Annotated in this window: 15 protein-coding genes; 4 read left to right on the forward strand and 11 right to left on the reverse strand. The window is 68.7% G+C overall.

Annotated elements, in window-relative coordinates; genetic code table 11:
- Positions 1-7: 7 nt before the first annotated feature.
- The 4 genes from AZKH_RS24100 to AZKH_RS24115 form a co-directional block, all read right to left on the reverse strand.
- Entirely contained in the window at positions 8-925 is a 918-nt protein-coding gene (locus tag AZKH_RS24100) for a quinoprotein dehydrogenase-associated putative ABC transporter substrate-binding protein (protein ID WP_015451914.1), read from the reverse strand.
- Between the two features lie 4 nt (positions 926-929).
- Complete coding sequence (locus tag AZKH_RS24105; RefSeq protein WP_041657901.1) at positions 930-1,328, reverse strand: cytochrome c; 399 nt, start codon at positions 1,326-1,328, stop codon at positions 930-932.
- A gap of 91 nt (positions 1,329-1,419) precedes the next feature.
- The gene (locus AZKH_RS24110) at positions 1,420-3,222 is read right to left on the reverse strand and encodes a methanol/ethanol family PQQ-dependent dehydrogenase (protein ID WP_015451916.1); all 1,803 of its coding nucleotides are present in this window, start codon (positions 3,220-3,222) and stop codon (positions 1,420-1,422) included.
- Between the two features lie 417 nt (positions 3,223-3,639).
- Entirely contained in the window at positions 3,640-4,338 is a 699-nt protein-coding gene (locus AZKH_RS24115) for a HisA/HisF-related TIM barrel protein (protein ID WP_015451917.1), read from the reverse strand.
- On the opposite strand from AZKH_RS24115, the gene AZKH_RS24120 reads away from it, so the two are divergent.
- Genes AZKH_RS24120 through AZKH_RS24130 form a run of 3 tightly spaced genes read left to right on the forward strand, consistent with a single transcriptional unit; the run spans position 4,337 to position 7,015 of the window.
- Positions 4,337-5,350 carry an ATP-grasp domain-containing protein gene (locus AZKH_RS24120; RefSeq protein ID WP_015451918.1) on the forward strand — a complete coding sequence of 338 codons (1,014 nt, stop codon included), beginning with the start codon at positions 4,337-4,339 and terminating at the stop codon, positions 5,348-5,350. The two genes, AZKH_RS24115 and AZKH_RS24120, sit on opposite strands and share 2 nt — an antisense overlap.
- Positions 5,337-6,422 (forward strand): hydantoinase/oxoprolinase family protein, encoded by a 1,086-nt coding sequence (locus tag AZKH_RS24125; protein ID WP_015451919.1) that lies wholly within the window; start codon positions 5,337-5,339, stop codon positions 6,420-6,422. Before AZKH_RS24120 ends, AZKH_RS24125 begins: the two co-directional genes overlap by 14 nt.
- Complete coding sequence (locus tag AZKH_RS24130) at positions 6,413-7,015, forward strand: aspartate/glutamate/uridylate kinase (RefSeq protein ID WP_015451920.1); 603 nt, start codon at positions 6,413-6,415, stop codon at positions 7,013-7,015. The genes AZKH_RS24125 and AZKH_RS24130 overlap by 10 nt, the downstream gene beginning before the upstream one ends.
- Positions 7,016-7,073: 58 nt before the next feature.
- On the opposite strand, the gene AZKH_RS24135 is transcribed toward AZKH_RS24130, so the two are convergent.
- From AZKH_RS24135 to AZKH_RS24155, 5 genes are read right to left on the reverse strand one after another with little or no spacing between them, the layout of a single operon-like run.
- Positions 7,074-7,811: a (5-formylfuran-3-yl)methyl phosphate synthase gene (locus AZKH_RS24135; RefSeq protein ID WP_015451921.1), complete on the reverse strand. Its 738-nt coding sequence runs from the start codon at positions 7,809-7,811 to the stop codon at positions 7,074-7,076.
- Positions 7,808-8,398, reverse strand: coding sequence for a DUF447 domain-containing protein (locus tag AZKH_RS24140; RefSeq protein ID WP_015451922.1), 591 nt, complete (start codon positions 8,396-8,398; stop codon positions 7,808-7,810). Before AZKH_RS24140 ends, AZKH_RS24135 begins: the two co-directional genes overlap by 4 nt.
- Positions 8,395-9,831, reverse strand: a complete 1,437-nt coding sequence (locus AZKH_RS24145; protein ID WP_015451923.1) for a DUF6513 domain-containing protein — start codon at positions 9,829-9,831, stop codon at positions 8,395-8,397. Before AZKH_RS24145 ends, AZKH_RS24140 begins: the two co-directional genes overlap by 4 nt.
- The gene (locus AZKH_RS24150) at positions 9,810-10,535 is read right to left on the reverse strand and encodes a flavoprotein (protein ID WP_015451924.1); all 726 of its coding nucleotides are present in this window, start codon (positions 10,533-10,535) and stop codon (positions 9,810-9,812) included. Before AZKH_RS24150 ends, AZKH_RS24145 begins: the two co-directional genes overlap by 22 nt.
- Entirely contained in the window at positions 10,438-12,462 is a 2,025-nt protein-coding gene (locus tag AZKH_RS24155) for a sigma-54-dependent Fis family transcriptional regulator (protein WP_015451925.1), read from the reverse strand. Before AZKH_RS24155 ends, AZKH_RS24150 begins: the two co-directional genes overlap by 98 nt.
- 301 nt (positions 12,463-12,763) lie before the next feature.
- On the opposite strand from AZKH_RS24155, the gene AZKH_RS24160 reads away from it, so the two are divergent.
- On the forward strand, positions 12,764-13,264 hold the full coding sequence (locus AZKH_RS24160; protein WP_015451926.1) for a dihydroneopterin aldolase: 501 nt from the start codon (positions 12,764-12,766) through the stop codon (positions 13,262-13,264).
- Positions 13,265-13,357: 93 nt separating this feature from the next.
- Here AZKH_RS24160 and fae read toward each other — a convergent pair whose 3' ends face one another.
- Both fae and AZKH_RS24170 read right to left on the reverse strand, forming a co-directional pair.
- Positions 13,358-13,870 (reverse strand): formaldehyde-activating enzyme, encoded by a 513-nt coding sequence (gene fae / locus AZKH_RS24165; RefSeq protein WP_015451927.1) that lies wholly within the window; start codon positions 13,868-13,870, stop codon positions 13,358-13,360.
- A gap of 95 nt (positions 13,871-13,965) precedes the next feature.
- A complete protein-coding gene (locus AZKH_RS24170; RefSeq protein WP_015451928.1) occupies positions 13,966-14,868 on the reverse strand; it encodes a triphosphoribosyl-dephospho-CoA synthase in 903 nt (300 codons plus the stop codon).

Here is a 14,868-nt window from a genome sequence, read left to right on the forward strand (position 1 = left end):
CGTTCGGTCACCGCGACACCGCCGCCTGCCGCACGAGCTCGGGCGAGGCAAGCGGCAACACCACCGGCTGCGTGATCAGCGGCACCCCGTACTGCTTCAGGATGTTCGCGATCTCGGCCTGATTCTCTTCGATCAGCGTTTCGATCTGCTGCTTCCACGCCTTTTCGCCGAAGCGCACGCCCATCGCCATCTCGTAGTCGAACTTGACGCCCGGCTCGGATGCGAGCGGCACCACGCGCAGCGCAATGTCCTTCGCCTGGCGCACCGTGTAGCTGCCGATCGGACCCCACATCACGGCGACGTCGATCGCGCCGCTCGCGAGGTCACGCGCGATGAGTTCGCCGGGAACCTCGTCCGGATTCGGGTTCATCGTCTTGTACGGAACGCCGGAATCGACCAGGTTGTGACGCGCGAGCCACGCGGAGCCGGGCGAGCGGTCGAACACGGCGATCTTGAGGCCAGCGAGCTTGTCCGGCGGCAGCGCGAGGAAATCCTCTTCGCTGCGCACACCGTCGAGCCCCTTGCCGGGCGCGATCACCAGCACGTAGGTCGAACGGTAATAGGGTTTGGTCGGCAGCAGCTGGCCGAAGTCGGCCGGCACGCCCATGACGATGTCACAGGGATAGTCCTTGCCCGGGAGCTTGTAGCGCAGCGTGTTGCGCACGAAGCCCAGCCGTTGCGGGAAGGTGTAGGTCTCGACCGGCAGGCCGAGCTTGGCGGCGAAGAGTGCGGCGATCTTGTCCTCGAAGCCCTCGCCGCGGGCATCGGTGAACGGGGGGTTGTTCGGATCCTTGCAGACGCGGAAGGCCTTGCGCGACGGGGCATCTTCGGCGGAGGCCGGCATCGCCGCACCACCGAGCGCAAACGCGAGGAGCAGGCACAGGCTGGCGCGCAGCCACGACCGGGATGACGGTGAGCGCGTCATGATGCTACTGCTCGATTTCGATGACTTTCGCGCGGGTGATCGCACCGTCCGACCGCCCCTTCAGGTAGGCGTAGAGCTGGTCGATGTGCTCGGACACCTTCGCATTTTCGCCGAAGCTCGGCATGCCCTTGGCCATGCGCCCGCCGAGTACGGTCGTCTTGAATTCCTCGGGCGTCAGCACCTTCAAACGCTCGATCAGCGACGGACCGACGAGGCCTTCCTGATTCGGACCATGGCAGCGGTCGCACGCCGCCGAGCGCCAGGTACGGAAGCCCTGCATCGTGTTCGCGTCGACCTTGTAGCCTTCGACGACCGTATACAGCGGGCCTTCGCTCAGCGCCGTCGCAGGCACCGCTACGCTCGCCATCAATACCGCCAAGGAACAAAAAATTGCGGGTTTCATCGACTGTCTCCTCCGGTGTCGAAGTGTTTGCGCCCTGCCTGCCCCGCATCCGCGGGGCAGACGGGCGTCTGGTTTGCCTAGTGAAACCGCCTCAATCAGGCAGCGCGAACACCGTCAGCGAACCGCCGAGCGCGGTGTGCTTCTGCAGGTCGCGATAGCCGCCGACTGCGCCGAGGCCGTCGTTGTCCTTCTCGAGACCCGCGGCCATGCCGATGCCGGCCCAACCCCCGATGCCCGAATAGACGCCGACGTACTGCTTGCCCTGATGCATGTAGGTGAAGACGTTGCCGATGATGCCGGACGGCGTCTTGAACTTCCACAGCTCCTTGCCATCCGACAGGCGCACCGCCTTCAGGTAGCCTTCGAGCGTGCCGTAGAAGATCACGTCACCGGCAGTCGTCAGCGCGCCGCTCCACACCGAGAACTTCTCGGGCTTCGACCAGGCGATCTTGCCCTTGCCGGCGTCCCACGCGATGAAGTTGCCCATGCCGCCATGGCTCTTCGGTGCCGGGTACATCGCGAGCGTCGCACCGACATACGGCTGGCCCGCGGTGTATTCGACCTCGAACGGCTCGTAGTCCATGCACACGTGGTTGGTCGGCACGTAGAAGAGGCCGGTCTTAGGACTGAAGGCCGCCGGCTGCTGGTCTTTCGAGCCGAGTGCCGCCGGGCAGACACCCTTGGTATTGACGTCCGGACCGTTCTGCTGCGTGCTGTACTTCGCCACCACCTCCGGACGGCCGGTCTTCATGTCGACGTGGGTCGCCCAATTGACCGCCGGATCGTACTTCTCGGCGACGAGCAGCGCACCGGTCGTGCGATCGAGCGTGTAGCCGAAGCCGTTGCGGTCGAAGTGCACCAGGGCCTTGGTCTTCTTGCCCTTGACGTCGATGTCCGCGAGGATCATCTCGTTGATGCCGTCGAAGTCCCACTCGTCGTGCGGCGTCATCTGGTAGACCCACTTCACCTTGCCGGTGTCGAGGTCACGCGCCCAGATGCTCATCGACCACTTGTTGTCGCCGGGCCGCTGCGAAGGGTTCCAGGTGCTGGGGTTGCCGGTGCCGTAATAGACGAGGTTGAGCTCCTTGTCGTAGCTGTACCAGCCCCAGGTCGTGCCACCGCCGGTCTTCCACTGGTCGCCCTTCCAGGTCTTCAGCGACGAGTCCTTGCCGACCGGCGCGAGCTTGCCGTCGGTCCAGGTCACGGTCTTGTCCGGATCCATCAGCATCTCTTCGTCCGGGCCCGTGCTGTAGCCCCGCCATGCGACCTTCCCGGTCTTGATGTCATACGCGGTCAGGTGGCCGCGCACGCCCCACTCGCCGCCGGAGATGCCGGTGATGACCTTATCGCCGAAGACATGCGGGGCGTTGGTGTTGACGGCACCGAGCTTCGGATCGCCGTTCTTGACCGACCAGACGACCTTGCCGGTCTTCGCATCGAGCGCGTCGAGCACGCTGTCGGCACGCTGCAGGAAGATCTTCCCATCACCGTACGCCACGCCGCGGTTGACCGTATCGCAGCACATCTGCGCGACCACCGCCGAATCCTGCTTCGGCTCGTACTTCCACAGGATCTCCTGCGTCTTCAGGTCCATCGCAAAGACGTTGTTGGGGAAGGGGGTGTGGATGTACATGACGTCGCCGACGACGAGCGGCGAGCCTTCGTGGCCGCGCAGCACGCCGGTCGAGAAGGTCCACGCCGCCTGCATCTTGCCGACGTTGCCGGCGTTGATCTGCTTGAGCGCGCTATAGCGCTGGTTGTAGTTGTCGCCCGCCTGCGCGGCCCAGTTACCCGGGTCCTGCATGGCGCGGTCCAGTTGCGCGTCGGCGTGCGCAAAGCCCGCCCATGCGAGAACGACCCCGGCGATCACTCGATGCTTGAAGGCCATATCCATTGAAATGTCTCCTCGTCTTTTTTCGAACGTTTCGTTGCCGGATCTCGTCCTGCGGGACCGGCCTACCACAATCGATGCCAAGTCGCCGTCCCTGGAGACCCCGTCGAACGGGCGGGAAGTCGGGAGGGCGGAACAGCCTTTGTTTCTGTCCCGCCGATGTCGGACGCAAGCGACGTGCCATGGTGCGATGCACACACGAATCCCGCGGCGCCGAGCCTGTCGCAGATGGGAAAACGGAGGTCGCGTCGCGTTCCTCGAGGCCCGACGGCCCCCAACGGCGCAAGCGCGCACGGGGACGATTACAGAATGTCCCGTTACACAGTGGTCCCGATGGCACACAGTCGGTGGCGGTAGCGCAGTGTCACGGGCGCCATCCGCAAGCCCCGCGGGGAGCGGGCTCTTGGCATGGATTGTGTTTCAGGGATTGGGAACGAGCCGGCGGTCGTGCAGTGCCGACGCGACGAGCCAGGCATCGGCGCCGGCCGCCGCGGCAGCGTCGAGATCCGCGGCGTCGCGAATGCCACCGGCACCGACCAGCATCGCGCCCGGCGCACGGCGGCGGATCGACGCGAGGAGCTCGAGGTCCGGGCCGGCGAAGGCACCGACGCGCTCGAGCGTCATGACGATGACGCGCCCGGGCCAGAGCGACGCGTCGGACCAGCAGCCGGCCGGGTCGAGGACCTGGTCGCCGCGCCGGTCGAGCGAAAGGATGGCGCCGGGCAGGCTCGCAAGCGCATCGCGGGCGGCCTGCGGCGAGGCGAGCGATTCGCTGGCGAACACCGGCGCGACGCGTGCGGCGTCGGCGCCGAACTGCCGGACGAGGGCGGCGAAGGCCGACGCGTCGCGGAAGCCGCCGTCGAGCCAGATGGTGGTGGCGGGCAGCGCCGCGAGCAAGGCGGCCACGACGCCGGCCTGCGGCACGCCGCCGGTCAGCGCGTCGAGGTCGGCGATGTAGAGGATGTCGGAGCCGGTGTAGTCGAGCAGTGCACGGGCCACGACGAGCGGCTCGCTGCCCGCGCAGAGCGCAGAACGGATCGGACGGTAGGTGCTGCGTTCGCCGCGGACGGCGCGCACGACCTCACCGGCGAGCAGATCGATGACAGGAACGACTTGCATGAACGGAAAGAAAAAAGTGTTGGTATACGAATGTATCAGCGGCGGGGGCTTCGCGTCGCCCGAGGGCGGGTGGCCGGACCCCGGCCTGCTCGCGCAGGGACGGGCGATGCGTGACGCGCTGGCCGCCGACCTGCAGCGGCTCGACGACGTCGCGCTCACCTGCGTCGCAAGCCCGTATGCGCCCTTGCCCGCCGCGCTCGCGGGCGTCCGCTGCCTCGACGCGGGAGACGGCGGGCAGGCCGCGGCCGATTTCCTCGCCCGCGAGGCCCCCGGCCACGACCGCGTCTGGGTCGTCGCGCCGGAGTGCGACGACCTGCTCGCGCAACTATCCGCCTGCGTCGGGGCCGAGCGCTGGGTCGGCTGCACGACCCCCGCGATCCGCGTAGCGGCCTCGAAATCCGCGACGCGCGACCGTCTCGCCGCGGCCGGCATAGCCGTGCCGGCGGCGTGGCGCCCGGGCGAACCCGAACCTGCGGCCGGCACCGGCTGGATTGTCAAGCCCGACGACGGCGCGGGCAGCGTCGATGCGCAACGCTATGCAGACTTCGCCGCAGCGCGCGACGACCTCCTGGCACGGCTCGATCGCGGCGCTCCGAGCACGCTCGAAGCCTGGACCGAGGGCATCCCGCTGAGCCTGTCGCTGCTATGCCGTAGTGGCCGCGCCGAACTCCTCGCGATCAACCGCCAGCGCATTGTCTCGTCGCCGGGCTCGGCTGTCGTCTATCAGGGCGTCGACATCGGCGTCGCGCCGATCCACGGATCCGCCGGCGGGCGGCTCGCCGCGCTCGGGCAGCAGATCGCCGCCGCGCTGCCGGGCCTCGCGGGCTACGTCGGCGTCGACGTCGTCTGGCCGGCCCGGTCACTGTCCGAGGATGCAACGCCGGTCGTGATCGAGATCAACCCGAGAGTCACCTGTGCCTATGTCGGGCTGTCGGCGGCGCTCGGCCGCAACCTCGCCGGCGAGATCCTCAACGCCCGCGCCACGGAGGCTCTGCAGCATGGCCTCCACTAACCCCCGCCCGCATCGCTCGCCGGTGGTCGGCTGGGACATCGGCGGCGCCCACGTCAAGGCGAGCCTGCTCGTCGACGGCCGCGTGCGCGACGTCGCGCAATGGGCCGCGCCGCTGTGGCAAGGGCTCGCGCACCTCGACGCGGCAATCGACGCGGCAACCGAACGCTGGCCCGATCTCGGCGAGGCTCGACACGCGGTCACGATGACCGCCGAGATGACCGACCTCTTCCCCGACCGCGAGGCCGGCGTGGGCGCCCTCGTCCGACGGGTCGCCGAACGACTCGGCGAGGCGACCTGCTTCTTCGCCGGCCGGGCCGACTGGGCGAGCGCGGAGGAAGGGCCGGCACGCTGGCGCGATGTCGCGTCGGCCAACTGGCTCGCGACCGCGTTCCAGGTCGCCGCCCGCTATCCCACCGCCCTGCTCGTCGACATCGGCAGCACCACGACCGACCTGATCCCGATCCGCGGCGGCTCGCCCGCCCCGTGCGGTCGCAGCGACGCCGAGCGGCTCGCGAGCGGCGAGCTCGTCTATGTCGGCGTAGTGCGCACCCCGCTGTGCGCGCTGGCACGCCAGATGTCCTTCGCCGGCAGCCGCTACAACGTCATGAACGAGTACTTCGCGACGACCGCCGACGTGTTCCGCCTGACCGGCGAGCTCGACCCCGAGCACGACCAGCATCCCGCCGCCGACGGCGGCGACAAGAGCTGCGCGGCGAGCTGCCGCCGCATCGCGCGCATGATCGGCATGGACGCCCGCGACGCCGATGTGCTGGACTGGATCGAACTCGCCGGACGCTGGCGCGCCGCGATGCTCTACGAAATCGCTACCAATCTCGCGCGCGTCGCCGCACAGGCCGGCTTACCGGCAAGCGCACCGATCATCGGCGCCGGCTGCGGCATGTTCCTCGCCCGCGAACTCGCGCATCACAGCAGCCACGAATTCGTCCCCTTCCATTCCGTCGCCGGCCTGAACCCCTCGGCCGCCGACGCCATCCATCGATGGGCCGACACCTGCGCACCGAGCGTCGCCGTCGCCCTCCTCCTCGACCGTTGGAGTCCGACATGTGGGTAATCAAGATCGGCGGCAGCCTGGCCAAGGATCCCTTGCTGGTCGATTGGCTCGAACACCTCAATGACCTCGGCGGCGGCCGCGTCGTCATCGTGCCGGGCGGCGGTGACTACGCTGACGGCGTCCGGCACGCGCAGGCCGAATGGCACCTCGACGACGTCGTCGCCCACAACATGGCCGTCCTCGGCATGGGCCAGTTCGCCTTCATGCTGCAGGGCCTGTGCCCCGACCTCGTCATCGCGGCCGACGAGCTGGAACTGGAGAAAACCGTACATAGCGGTCGGGTCGCGCTATGGATGCCGCTGCAGTTGCTGCGCCGCGAAGCCGACGAACTGACGACCTGGGACGTCACCTCCGACAGCCTCGCGCTGTGGCTCGCCAACCGCCTCAACGCGGAGCGCGTGATCCTCGTGAAGTCCTGCCCGATTCCGGCGACGACGCCCGCCCCGGACGAATGGCCTGCGCTGTCGGCCGAGGGTATCGTCGATCGGCGGTTTCCGGCGTTGGCGTCGGAGGCGGCTTATCCGATTCACCTGTTGGAACGGACCGACCTCGCGCGCCTGCGCGAATTGTTGCTCGACGCAACCGTTGTCTGAGGCCGGCTGGGCGGGCGGTCCGCCTGCCGGATCAAGCTGCGCTGCTACAGGACTTGATTCAGCCCACGCACAGCTCGACCGCGGGCACGCGCGTCGCGTCGTGCAGCGCCTTGCGCAGCGCCCGCAACCTGTCGGGGTCGAGTGTGCCGATGCGCGAACCTTCGCACAGCGCACCCCGAAACCCCGCAAAATCCGGTTCCAGAGCCACTAGCCGCGGCAGATGCTGCGTACGCAGCGCCCCCGAGAGCCCGACGAGCTTGCCTGCGCCGCGCACGCACCCGACGAACTCGGCGAGCGCGGCCCTGGTGACGCAGTCGAAGAGGCTGCCGGCGCGCTTGTCTTCGGTGTCGGCCATCACGGCCGGAAAGGGCAGACGGCAGGCGGCGTGGACGGCGCTGAGGTCGATCCCGCGGTCGGCGATGAAGACCGGCACGACGGGGCGCGGCGACTGGGCGAGGCGGGCGAGTAGCGCGACCTGTACGCGGACGTCGCCGCCCGCGATGCCGACCTTGACGTAATCGACATCGCAGGCCGCAACGGCGGCGACGGCCGCGTCGATCTCGGCGAGCGCGTCGATCTCGGCGAGCGCGTCGGCCGCGTGATCGCCGATCGTCGCGCTGATCGGCAGCGCGGGATGCGTGTCGCGCAGCACGGCGACGATGTCGCGGATCTGCGGAATGGCAAGGCCGCCGAGCGCGCCGTCGCGCGGTTCCTTCAGGTCGATGAAATCCGCGCCGGCCGCTGCGGCGGCCAGGGCCTCGCCGCGGTCGCGCACGCTCGCGAGCAGGCGGATCATGCGGCGGCCTCAGTGGTGTCCTGAGCGGTGCCGGACGCCGCGCGGTGCGCCGCGACGGCCTCGGTCAGCCATTGCCACGCCTCGCGCTCGGTCGGGCCGGCGGTCTTGTCGATCGCGATCTGCAGGTAGGCCATCTCGCTGTCGATCTTCTCCGCCGGCAGCATCCGCAGCCGGCTCACAAGCACCGCCCCTTCGATGACGGCAGCCTGGGCGCGGTTGAAGCCGGGGAAAGGCGCATGCGTGCGCTCGCAGACGCGGGAGAAGTGCAGCACCGGGCGCTGCGGGTCCTCGTCGCAGGCTTCGAGCTGCAGCTCGACGTGGGCGAGCGCGCCGACGAGGCGGCGCCCGGTGATGCGCTCGGCCGGCAGCGTCGGCCAGTCACGGCGGCCCGTGACGCAGCCGGCGAAGACGCGCACGTCGGTCGTGAGGTTCATCACCGCGACGCCCGTCGCGAGGATGTTGTCGAGCGTCGCCGACGGCCTGAAGGGCATCAGCACAACTTCGTCGGCCGCATAGCGCGCGCCCATCGGTGCGCAGTGCACTCGTCCGTCGGCGCCGACGGTGGTCACGAGGGTCTCGAAGATCATGGCTGGGGCGCAACCTCGGGCGCGCGATTCTTTGGAGTCAAGGAAGCCGTGACGGCGCGCTGCTTGGTGGGCGCGGGGGCGCACTGGCGCATCAAGTCCTCGGCGGGGTGTTCGGTCGCGCAGCCCCAGTCGAGCGGCTGGTCCTGGGCGTAGCGCTTGCCGAGCGACCATGCGATCTCGGCGCGCGCGAGTTCGACGCCGAGGTAGAAGGCGTGGCCGGCGTCGCCGTCGAGCGCAAGCCGCGGATAGAGCGCGAAGGGGTCGGTGTCGACGTGATGGCCGTCGCGGTTGTAGATGTGCAATCCGAGGCGCGAGACCTGCACGCGGTAGCTCGGATCGCGCACGGCGCAGGCGGTGGCGTGGATCTCTTCGGGCGTATCCGGGAAGGGATGCTTGGCGTGCACGGTCATCAGTTCGTCGGTGATGCCCTTGGGCAGCGAGCCGCTCTCGCGCGCCTCGTACATCACGCGGCGCGCGACGTCGGCCTCGCGCACCGCGCGGCGCGCGTGCTGGCTCACCTGCGTCGTCAGCACCGCGCCGGCGCGCAGCTCGGCGGCGATGCCGAAGAGCACGGCATTGATGCCGCTGGTGTCGGCCTCGGTGAGCTCGGTGACGTTGCCGACGCCCATCATGATCGCGACCTCGGGGAAGCGCTCGCGCAGCCGCTGGTAGCGGCACAGCGAGCCGAGCAGCCCGAAGGGGATCGGATCGAGGATCGCATCGGCGAGGAAAGGCCGGCCGCGGCGCGCGAGCGTCTCGATCGCCGCGTACAGCGAGGCCTCGTCGCCAGGCTCGCGCGGGATCAGCACGGGCGTCGAGGCGACCTCGTCGGCGATCCACAGCGTGTCGACGGTGAGGCTCAGCAGGTAGTCGGCGCCGGCCCGTCCGCCGCGCAGCAGCTCGTCCGTGTCCTGCGAATCGACGCTGACCCGGAAGCCTTCGGCCTTCAGCGCGGCGACCGCGTCTTCGAGCTGCGGGAAGGGGGTCGCCGGCAGGCAGCCGAGGTCGATGACGTTCGCGCCGTCCGTCGCGAGGCGCCGCGCGCGCTCGACGATGGCGTCGACGTCGAGGCGCGGCGCGTCGACGATCTCCGCGAAGATGTCGATGTCGTAGGCGTCGAGCCGCCCCGCGGAGGCGCTGCGATTGAAGTGGCGCGGGATGTCCTTCAGCTCGTCGGGCCCGCGCTCGACCGGCACGCCGTAGTGGGCCGACAGCGCGTCGAGGTCGCCACGGCAGCGCCCCGGCACGAGCACGCGGTCGGCGCTGATCGGCGCGGGGACGCGGCGGCGGATCATGTCGGCGGTCATCAGCCCGGCGACCTGCAGGCCGATCTCGCGCACTTCCCAGGTGAAGGGGGCCGGCGCCATGCCGGCGAGCACGCGTTCGAGGGCGGGCTGCGCAAGGCGTCCCGTCAGGAGGACAATGTGCTCCATTTCAGAGACAACTCCGCGAGACGTGCATTCAGGGCCTGCTCCAATGTGGAGAGCGATTCGACGACCCGGCAATGATCGATCTGGCGTAGCCGGGCCACGTTCTCGAGGTCGATGTTGCGCGGACGCAGCTCGACCCACTCCCGCGGGCTCTTCGTGACGACCACAGGTTCGCTGTCACACGCAAATACGATGCCGGGTATGCCGAGCTTGCCCGCCTGCGCGAACATGTTGGTCGGCAAGGTATCGGAGATGCCCACGACGCATTTCGCGACGGTGTTGCTGGTGGCCGGTGCAATCACGACGGTGTGATAGACGTCGTCGTAGAGCATGCCGACCGGCACCGAGCTCGCGGTCTTGTCGCGGAACACGCGGAAGCGTTCCTTCAGCGCGTCGATGCGGTAGCCGTAGAGCGGCAGCACCTCTTCTGCCGCGGGCGACAGGAAGAAGTCGACGTTCGGCAGGCGGAACGCGAGCTCCAGCGATTCGGTGAGGAAATGACCCGAGCCCGTGATGGTCCAGGCCCAGCGGTCGCGCCGCGCGGCATCGCCCGCGGTGCCGCCGGTGGGGACATGCTCCGCCTCCTGCGGCGGAGCATGTCCCGGGATGTCACTGCATTGAGGGGTCGCCGTGGGAGAGGGGGATGCGCAATCGGTGCAATCGGCGGTACAGGGTGTTGCGACTGATATCGAGGGCTTTGGCGACATTGCTCACGTTCCAGCGTTGTTGTTCGAGCAGGCCGAGCAACACCGCACGCTCGCTGGCCTGAACCGGATTGAGCGCCGCCAGTTCATCGTCCGCAGCATCGCTGCCGCCCCCCGCCACCCCATCCGCCACCCCTTCCGTCTCGTGCAAGGCCACCGCAGGCGCTGCCATCGGCTCCGGCCGCGCTGCGATGCGTTGCCGCAGGGCCGGGGGCAGATCCTCCATCCGCAGCCGATCGCCCCCCGCAAGCACGACTGCGGTCCGCAGTACGTGGCGCAGCTGGCGAAGATTTCCCGGCCACGGGTGGCTCATCAGCAGGGCCTCGGCGTCCGCGTCGATCGTCATCTTCTGCCCCGCCGCCTCCTCCTGCAGGACGCGATACAGCAATTCGCGCTTGTCGGCGCGCTCGCGCAGCGGCGGCAGCGCCACCTCCAAACCGGACAGCCGGTAGTACAGATCCTCGCGGAACACCCCTTCGGCGACGAGCTTCGGCAGGTTGCGGTGACTCGCGCTCACGAGCTGGAAATCGACCGGGATCGTCTCCTCGGAGCCGAGCGGCGAAACCTGGCGCTCGTCGAGTACACGCAAGAGCCGGGCCTGCAACGCGAGCGGCATGTCGCCGATCTCGTCGAGGAAGAGCGTGCCGCGGTCGGCTTGCAGGATCTTGCCGCGCCGGCCCGTGCGCTGGGCGCCGGTGAAGGCGCCAGCACGGTAGCCGAAGAGCTCGCTCTCGATCAGGCTCTCGGGCAGCGACGCGCAATTGACGGCGACGAAGGCGCCGCTCGCAAAGGGACTGCCCTTGTGCAAGGCGCGCGCAAACACCTCCTTGCCCGCGCCGGTCTCGCCGTGCAGCAGCACCGGAATGCGTTTTGCGATGACGCGTGCGGCCACGTGCAGCTGCGAGGCGATGCGCTCGTCGCCGAACTCGGTGTCCGGCCCGCCGATGCCGCGCAGATTGACCGTCACCTGCTTCGCGGCGCCGCGTTCGGCATTGGATGCGTAGAGCGTCGCCGGCTCCTGCGCGACGACGAAGAAGCGGTTCGAGCGCTGCGTGCAGAAGGTCGGCACCGGATGGAAGGAGCTGCGGGCGCTGCGCTGCAGGATATCCGGCAGCGTCGTCTGAAACACCTCGTCGATCTTCCTGCCCCGGATCTCCTGCACCGACGGGATACCGAGCTGGAACAGCGCGCTGCGGTTCGCGGCGCGGATGCTGCCGTCGTCGGCGACGACGAGCTTGCCTTCGTGCAGCGTATAGACGAACTCCGGACGGCTGTGGAAGTGGATCGGACAGGCGTCGCGGAAGCGCAGGTCGAGCAGACGGTTCTCGATCATCTGGGCCGTCATGCTGAGCAGCACCAGCGAATGCTGCTGCATCAGCTGCGAGCGGCTCGTGACGTCGAGCACCGCGACGAGCGCGCCGTCGGGATCGAAGATCGGCACTGCCGAGCAGGTGAGCGACGTGTAAGCGCCAAAGAAGTGATCGTGCTGCCGCACCGCGACCGGCTCGCCGACGACGAGGCAGGTGCCCATGCCGTTCGTGCCGACCGCGGACTCGCTCCACACCGCGCCCGGGCAGAAGCCGACCTTGCCCATGTCGCGCGCGAACTCCGGGGCGGCCACCATGTGCAGGATGGTCCCTTCGGTATCGACCAGCACCACCGCGGACTCGCGATCGCCGAGCTGCTGGTACAGCGTGGTCATCTCGAGCTTGGCGCAGTCGATGACGTCGGCCGCCTTCGTGCGGCGCTCTTCGAGCGCGCGATCGGTGAGCACGGTCGGGTGCGACGGTCTGTCCGGGTCGAGGCGGTAATCCTTGACGCAGCGCTCCCAGGAGCTCGTCACGAGATCGGTGGTGCCGCTACCGCGGCCCTCGACCACCTCGTAGATCCGGTGCGCATGGCCCCGGGGCTCAAGCATCATCGACGACATCACTAATGTCTCCTCCTTCAAACGCGCGTGTCCCTTCCGCTTCCGGCGCAGGGCGTCTGACGCGCCCCGTCTGCCGCGGCGACCGCCGTCTTTCCGCGGCGGATCGTCCCATACAACCAACAAAGTATAAGCCTGCTCCGGCTGCAGCGACGATGCAATGGCGACCGGTTACGTTCCGCACTGCACCATCGCTACATGGCCCGCTTCTCGCTTTTCCGGGAGGAGGTGACACACATCTACTGCATCGAACGTGCCACCCCTACTTCCCACCTCCCGAAATCTCTCTCGCAGGAGCGCCATCTTGCACGCCACCCATCCACTGCAGCGGCTGCCGACGAGCGCCGCGCCTTCCACCGCCGCCGCCGCGATGGACGTCATCTTCATCGACGGCTTCCGCGGCAACACGATCATCGGCATCTGCGACGACGAGCTGCACGAGCCGCAGCCGGTGCGCATCGATCTCGCCGCCGGCGTGCCACGGGCGCTCGCATGCAACACCGATCGCATCGGCGATACGATCGACTACGGCGAGGTGCGTGCCGCGCTGCGCGAGCTGTTGCAGTCGCATCGCTTCCAGCTCCTCGAAGCCTTCGCCGAGGCCATCTCGAACCTGCTGCTGACGCGCTTCGGCGCCCACTGGCTGCGCGTGGCGGTGACGAAGCCGGGCAAGTTCGACGACGTCGAGGGCGTCGGGGTCGTCATCGAGCGCACCCGCACGGCGCCCGAGCAGGCCCCGCGCCGCGCCGCCGAAGTCCTGCATCTCCTCGGCTCCGGGCTCGTGCCGCATCCACGGAAGGACTGAACGGCCGCCCCTAACGCAAAAAGCCGAAGGATCCCTTCGGCTTTTTTCTTTGCATCGCGCCGACCGCGTCTGCCGCGGTCCGGCGCCCGTCGATTACACGTGCGCTGCGAACGGGTGGGCGACCGAGGACTTCTTCGCGACCACTTCCTCGGCGCGCGGTTGGCCCGTCACGGCGCGCTGGATCGCCTCGCGGGTGGCCTGGTAGTTGTAGTCCTGGATCTTCGCGTCGTCTTCGGCGAGCCAATGGATGAAGACGCCGACGCAGATGAACAGGTTGTCCGCCTCGTTCATCGGGATCGTGCCGTCCTCGACGCTGTCGGCGACCGCCATCGCGACGCCGCGCTGCGCCGGCCCGAACATTTGCACCGCCTGCTTGGCGCCCTTGATCGTGACCTTGTTGAACATCACCGTCGCCGGCTTCGTCAGCAGGTTCGGCGCGACCACCGCGAGCAGCGATGTGAAGCCGTCCTTGTTGTTCGTGAGCGCGTTGGCGAATGCCGTTTCCGCCGGGGTGCCGCGCGGCCCGATGATCAGGTCGATGTGGGCGACTTCATTGCCATCCCCGACCAGCGATTCACCCACCAGCATGCGATCGATTTTTGCCATTGCCTGTTTCTCCTTTGATTTTCACACGGCCTCCCTCACCGGAGGTGCGCCGCAGTTCCGGACGTCGGATGGGACCGATGTCTCATGAGGTGAACTCACGATCCATGCCAGCTTTCGGCAACGCGCAGACTGATCGCCTCAGGACGCAGCAATGCACCGGCGAAAAGCGTGCAAACAGTGAGATCGGCGGTCGTTCCGGGGTTGATTCCTGTCGTTTTCAGGCCTTCGTCCCATTCGGCGAAGGCCTTCGATTCGCCCGCGGCAGGGTCGCCATCGAAGCGCGTGCGCCACGCGGCGGCCTCGGCGGTGACAGTCTGCGCCGCGCCGAGACCGAGTTTTCGAACAATGTGTGTATCGGGCCAGGCCGCGAGGAATGCGAGGAAGACCGATTGAACGCCGCTCGCGAGGCCGGCGCTCGTCAGCCGCGCGACGCGCAGTGCCGCGAGGCCGCAATCGAACACGTCGGCATAGCCGTCGGCATACTGTCGGGCGATGCTGTCGCGGTCGGCGGCGAGCGTCATCGCGGCGCGCAGGTCGATGGTCGGCGCCGCAGCGACGTCCTGCTCGCGCGAGCGCCCGAGCCCGCCCGGGTTCGCGAGCGCGATCGCCCGGTACGCGGCCCGCGCGTCGTCGATGTCGAGGTCTGCGAGTACCGTGTGCAGGGCGCTCCGCAGTGCGGCTGCCTCCTCTGCCCCATCGAGCCGCTCCAGCGCGGCCGCGAGCGGCGCGCATAGCAGCAGGATGCCGAGATTCGTGTTGCAGCCGACCGCTGCCCGCGTCGCCGCGACGGCCGCCTCGATGCGCTCGCCCACCGGCATCCCGCGCGCGAATAGCGGCCCGGCGGAGGCCTCGGCGCTCGCGAGGAAGGCCTGCGCCTCCATGCCATGACCGGCGGAGTGGTGGCTGACGTTGCCGGGCTTGCGCACCGCGACATCGAGCCCGCAGGCCCACAGGAAAGCGGCCCGCCCGTGGGCGAGCCGTTCGTCGATCCGATCCAC

This window comes from Azoarcus sp. KH32C (assembly GCF_000349945.1).
Classification (GTDB): Bacteria; Pseudomonadota; Gammaproteobacteria; order Burkholderiales; family Rhodocyclaceae; genus Aromatoleum.

What these genes read in the sequence shown, in the direction of transcription:
- AZKH_RS24100 (WP_015451914.1), bottom strand. Translation starts at nt 925, where the DNA reads ATGACGCGCTCACCGTCATCCCGGTCGTGGCTGCGCGCCAGCCTGTGC.
- AZKH_RS24105 (WP_041657901.1), bottom strand. Translation starts at nt 1,328, where the DNA reads ATGAAACCCGCAATTTTTTGTTCCTTGGCGGTATTGATGGCGAGCGTA.
- AZKH_RS24110 (WP_015451916.1), bottom strand. Translation starts at nt 3,222, where the DNA reads ATGGATATGGCCTTCAAGCATCGAGTGATCGCCGGGGTCGTTCTCGCA.
- AZKH_RS24120 (WP_015451918.1), top strand. Translation starts at nt 4,337, where the DNA reads ATGAACGGAAAGAAAAAAGTGTTGGTATACGAATGTATCAGCGGCGGG.
- AZKH_RS24115 (WP_015451917.1), bottom strand. Translation starts at nt 4,338, where the DNA reads ATGCAAGTCGTTCCTGTCATCGATCTGCTCGCCGGTGAGGTCGTGCGC.
- AZKH_RS24125 (WP_015451919.1), top strand. Translation starts at nt 5,337, where the DNA reads ATGGCCTCCACTAACCCCCGCCCGCATCGCTCGCCGGTGGTCGGCTGG.
- AZKH_RS24130 (WP_015451920.1), top strand. Translation starts at nt 6,413, where the DNA reads ATGTGGGTAATCAAGATCGGCGGCAGCCTGGCCAAGGATCCCTTGCTG.
- AZKH_RS24135 (WP_015451921.1), bottom strand. Translation starts at nt 7,811, where the DNA reads ATGATCCGCCTGCTCGCGAGCGTGCGCGACCGCGGCGAGGCCCTGGCC.
- AZKH_RS24140 (WP_015451922.1), bottom strand. Translation starts at nt 8,398, where the DNA reads ATGATCTTCGAGACCCTCGTGACCACCGTCGGCGCCGACGGACGAGTG.
- AZKH_RS24145 (WP_015451923.1), bottom strand. Translation starts at nt 9,831, where the DNA reads ATGGAGCACATTGTCCTCCTGACGGGACGCCTTGCGCAGCCCGCCCTC.
- AZKH_RS24150 (WP_015451924.1), bottom strand. Translation starts at nt 10,535, where the DNA reads ATGTCGCCAAAGCCCTCGATATCAGTCGCAACACCCTGTACCGCCGAT.
- AZKH_RS24155 (WP_015451925.1), bottom strand. Translation starts at nt 12,462, where the DNA reads ATGTCGTCGATGATGCTTGAGCCCCGGGGCCATGCGCACCGGATCTAC.
- fae (WP_015451927.1), bottom strand. Translation starts at nt 13,870, where the DNA reads ATGGCAAAAATCGATCGCATGCTGGTGGGTGAATCGCTGGTCGGGGAT.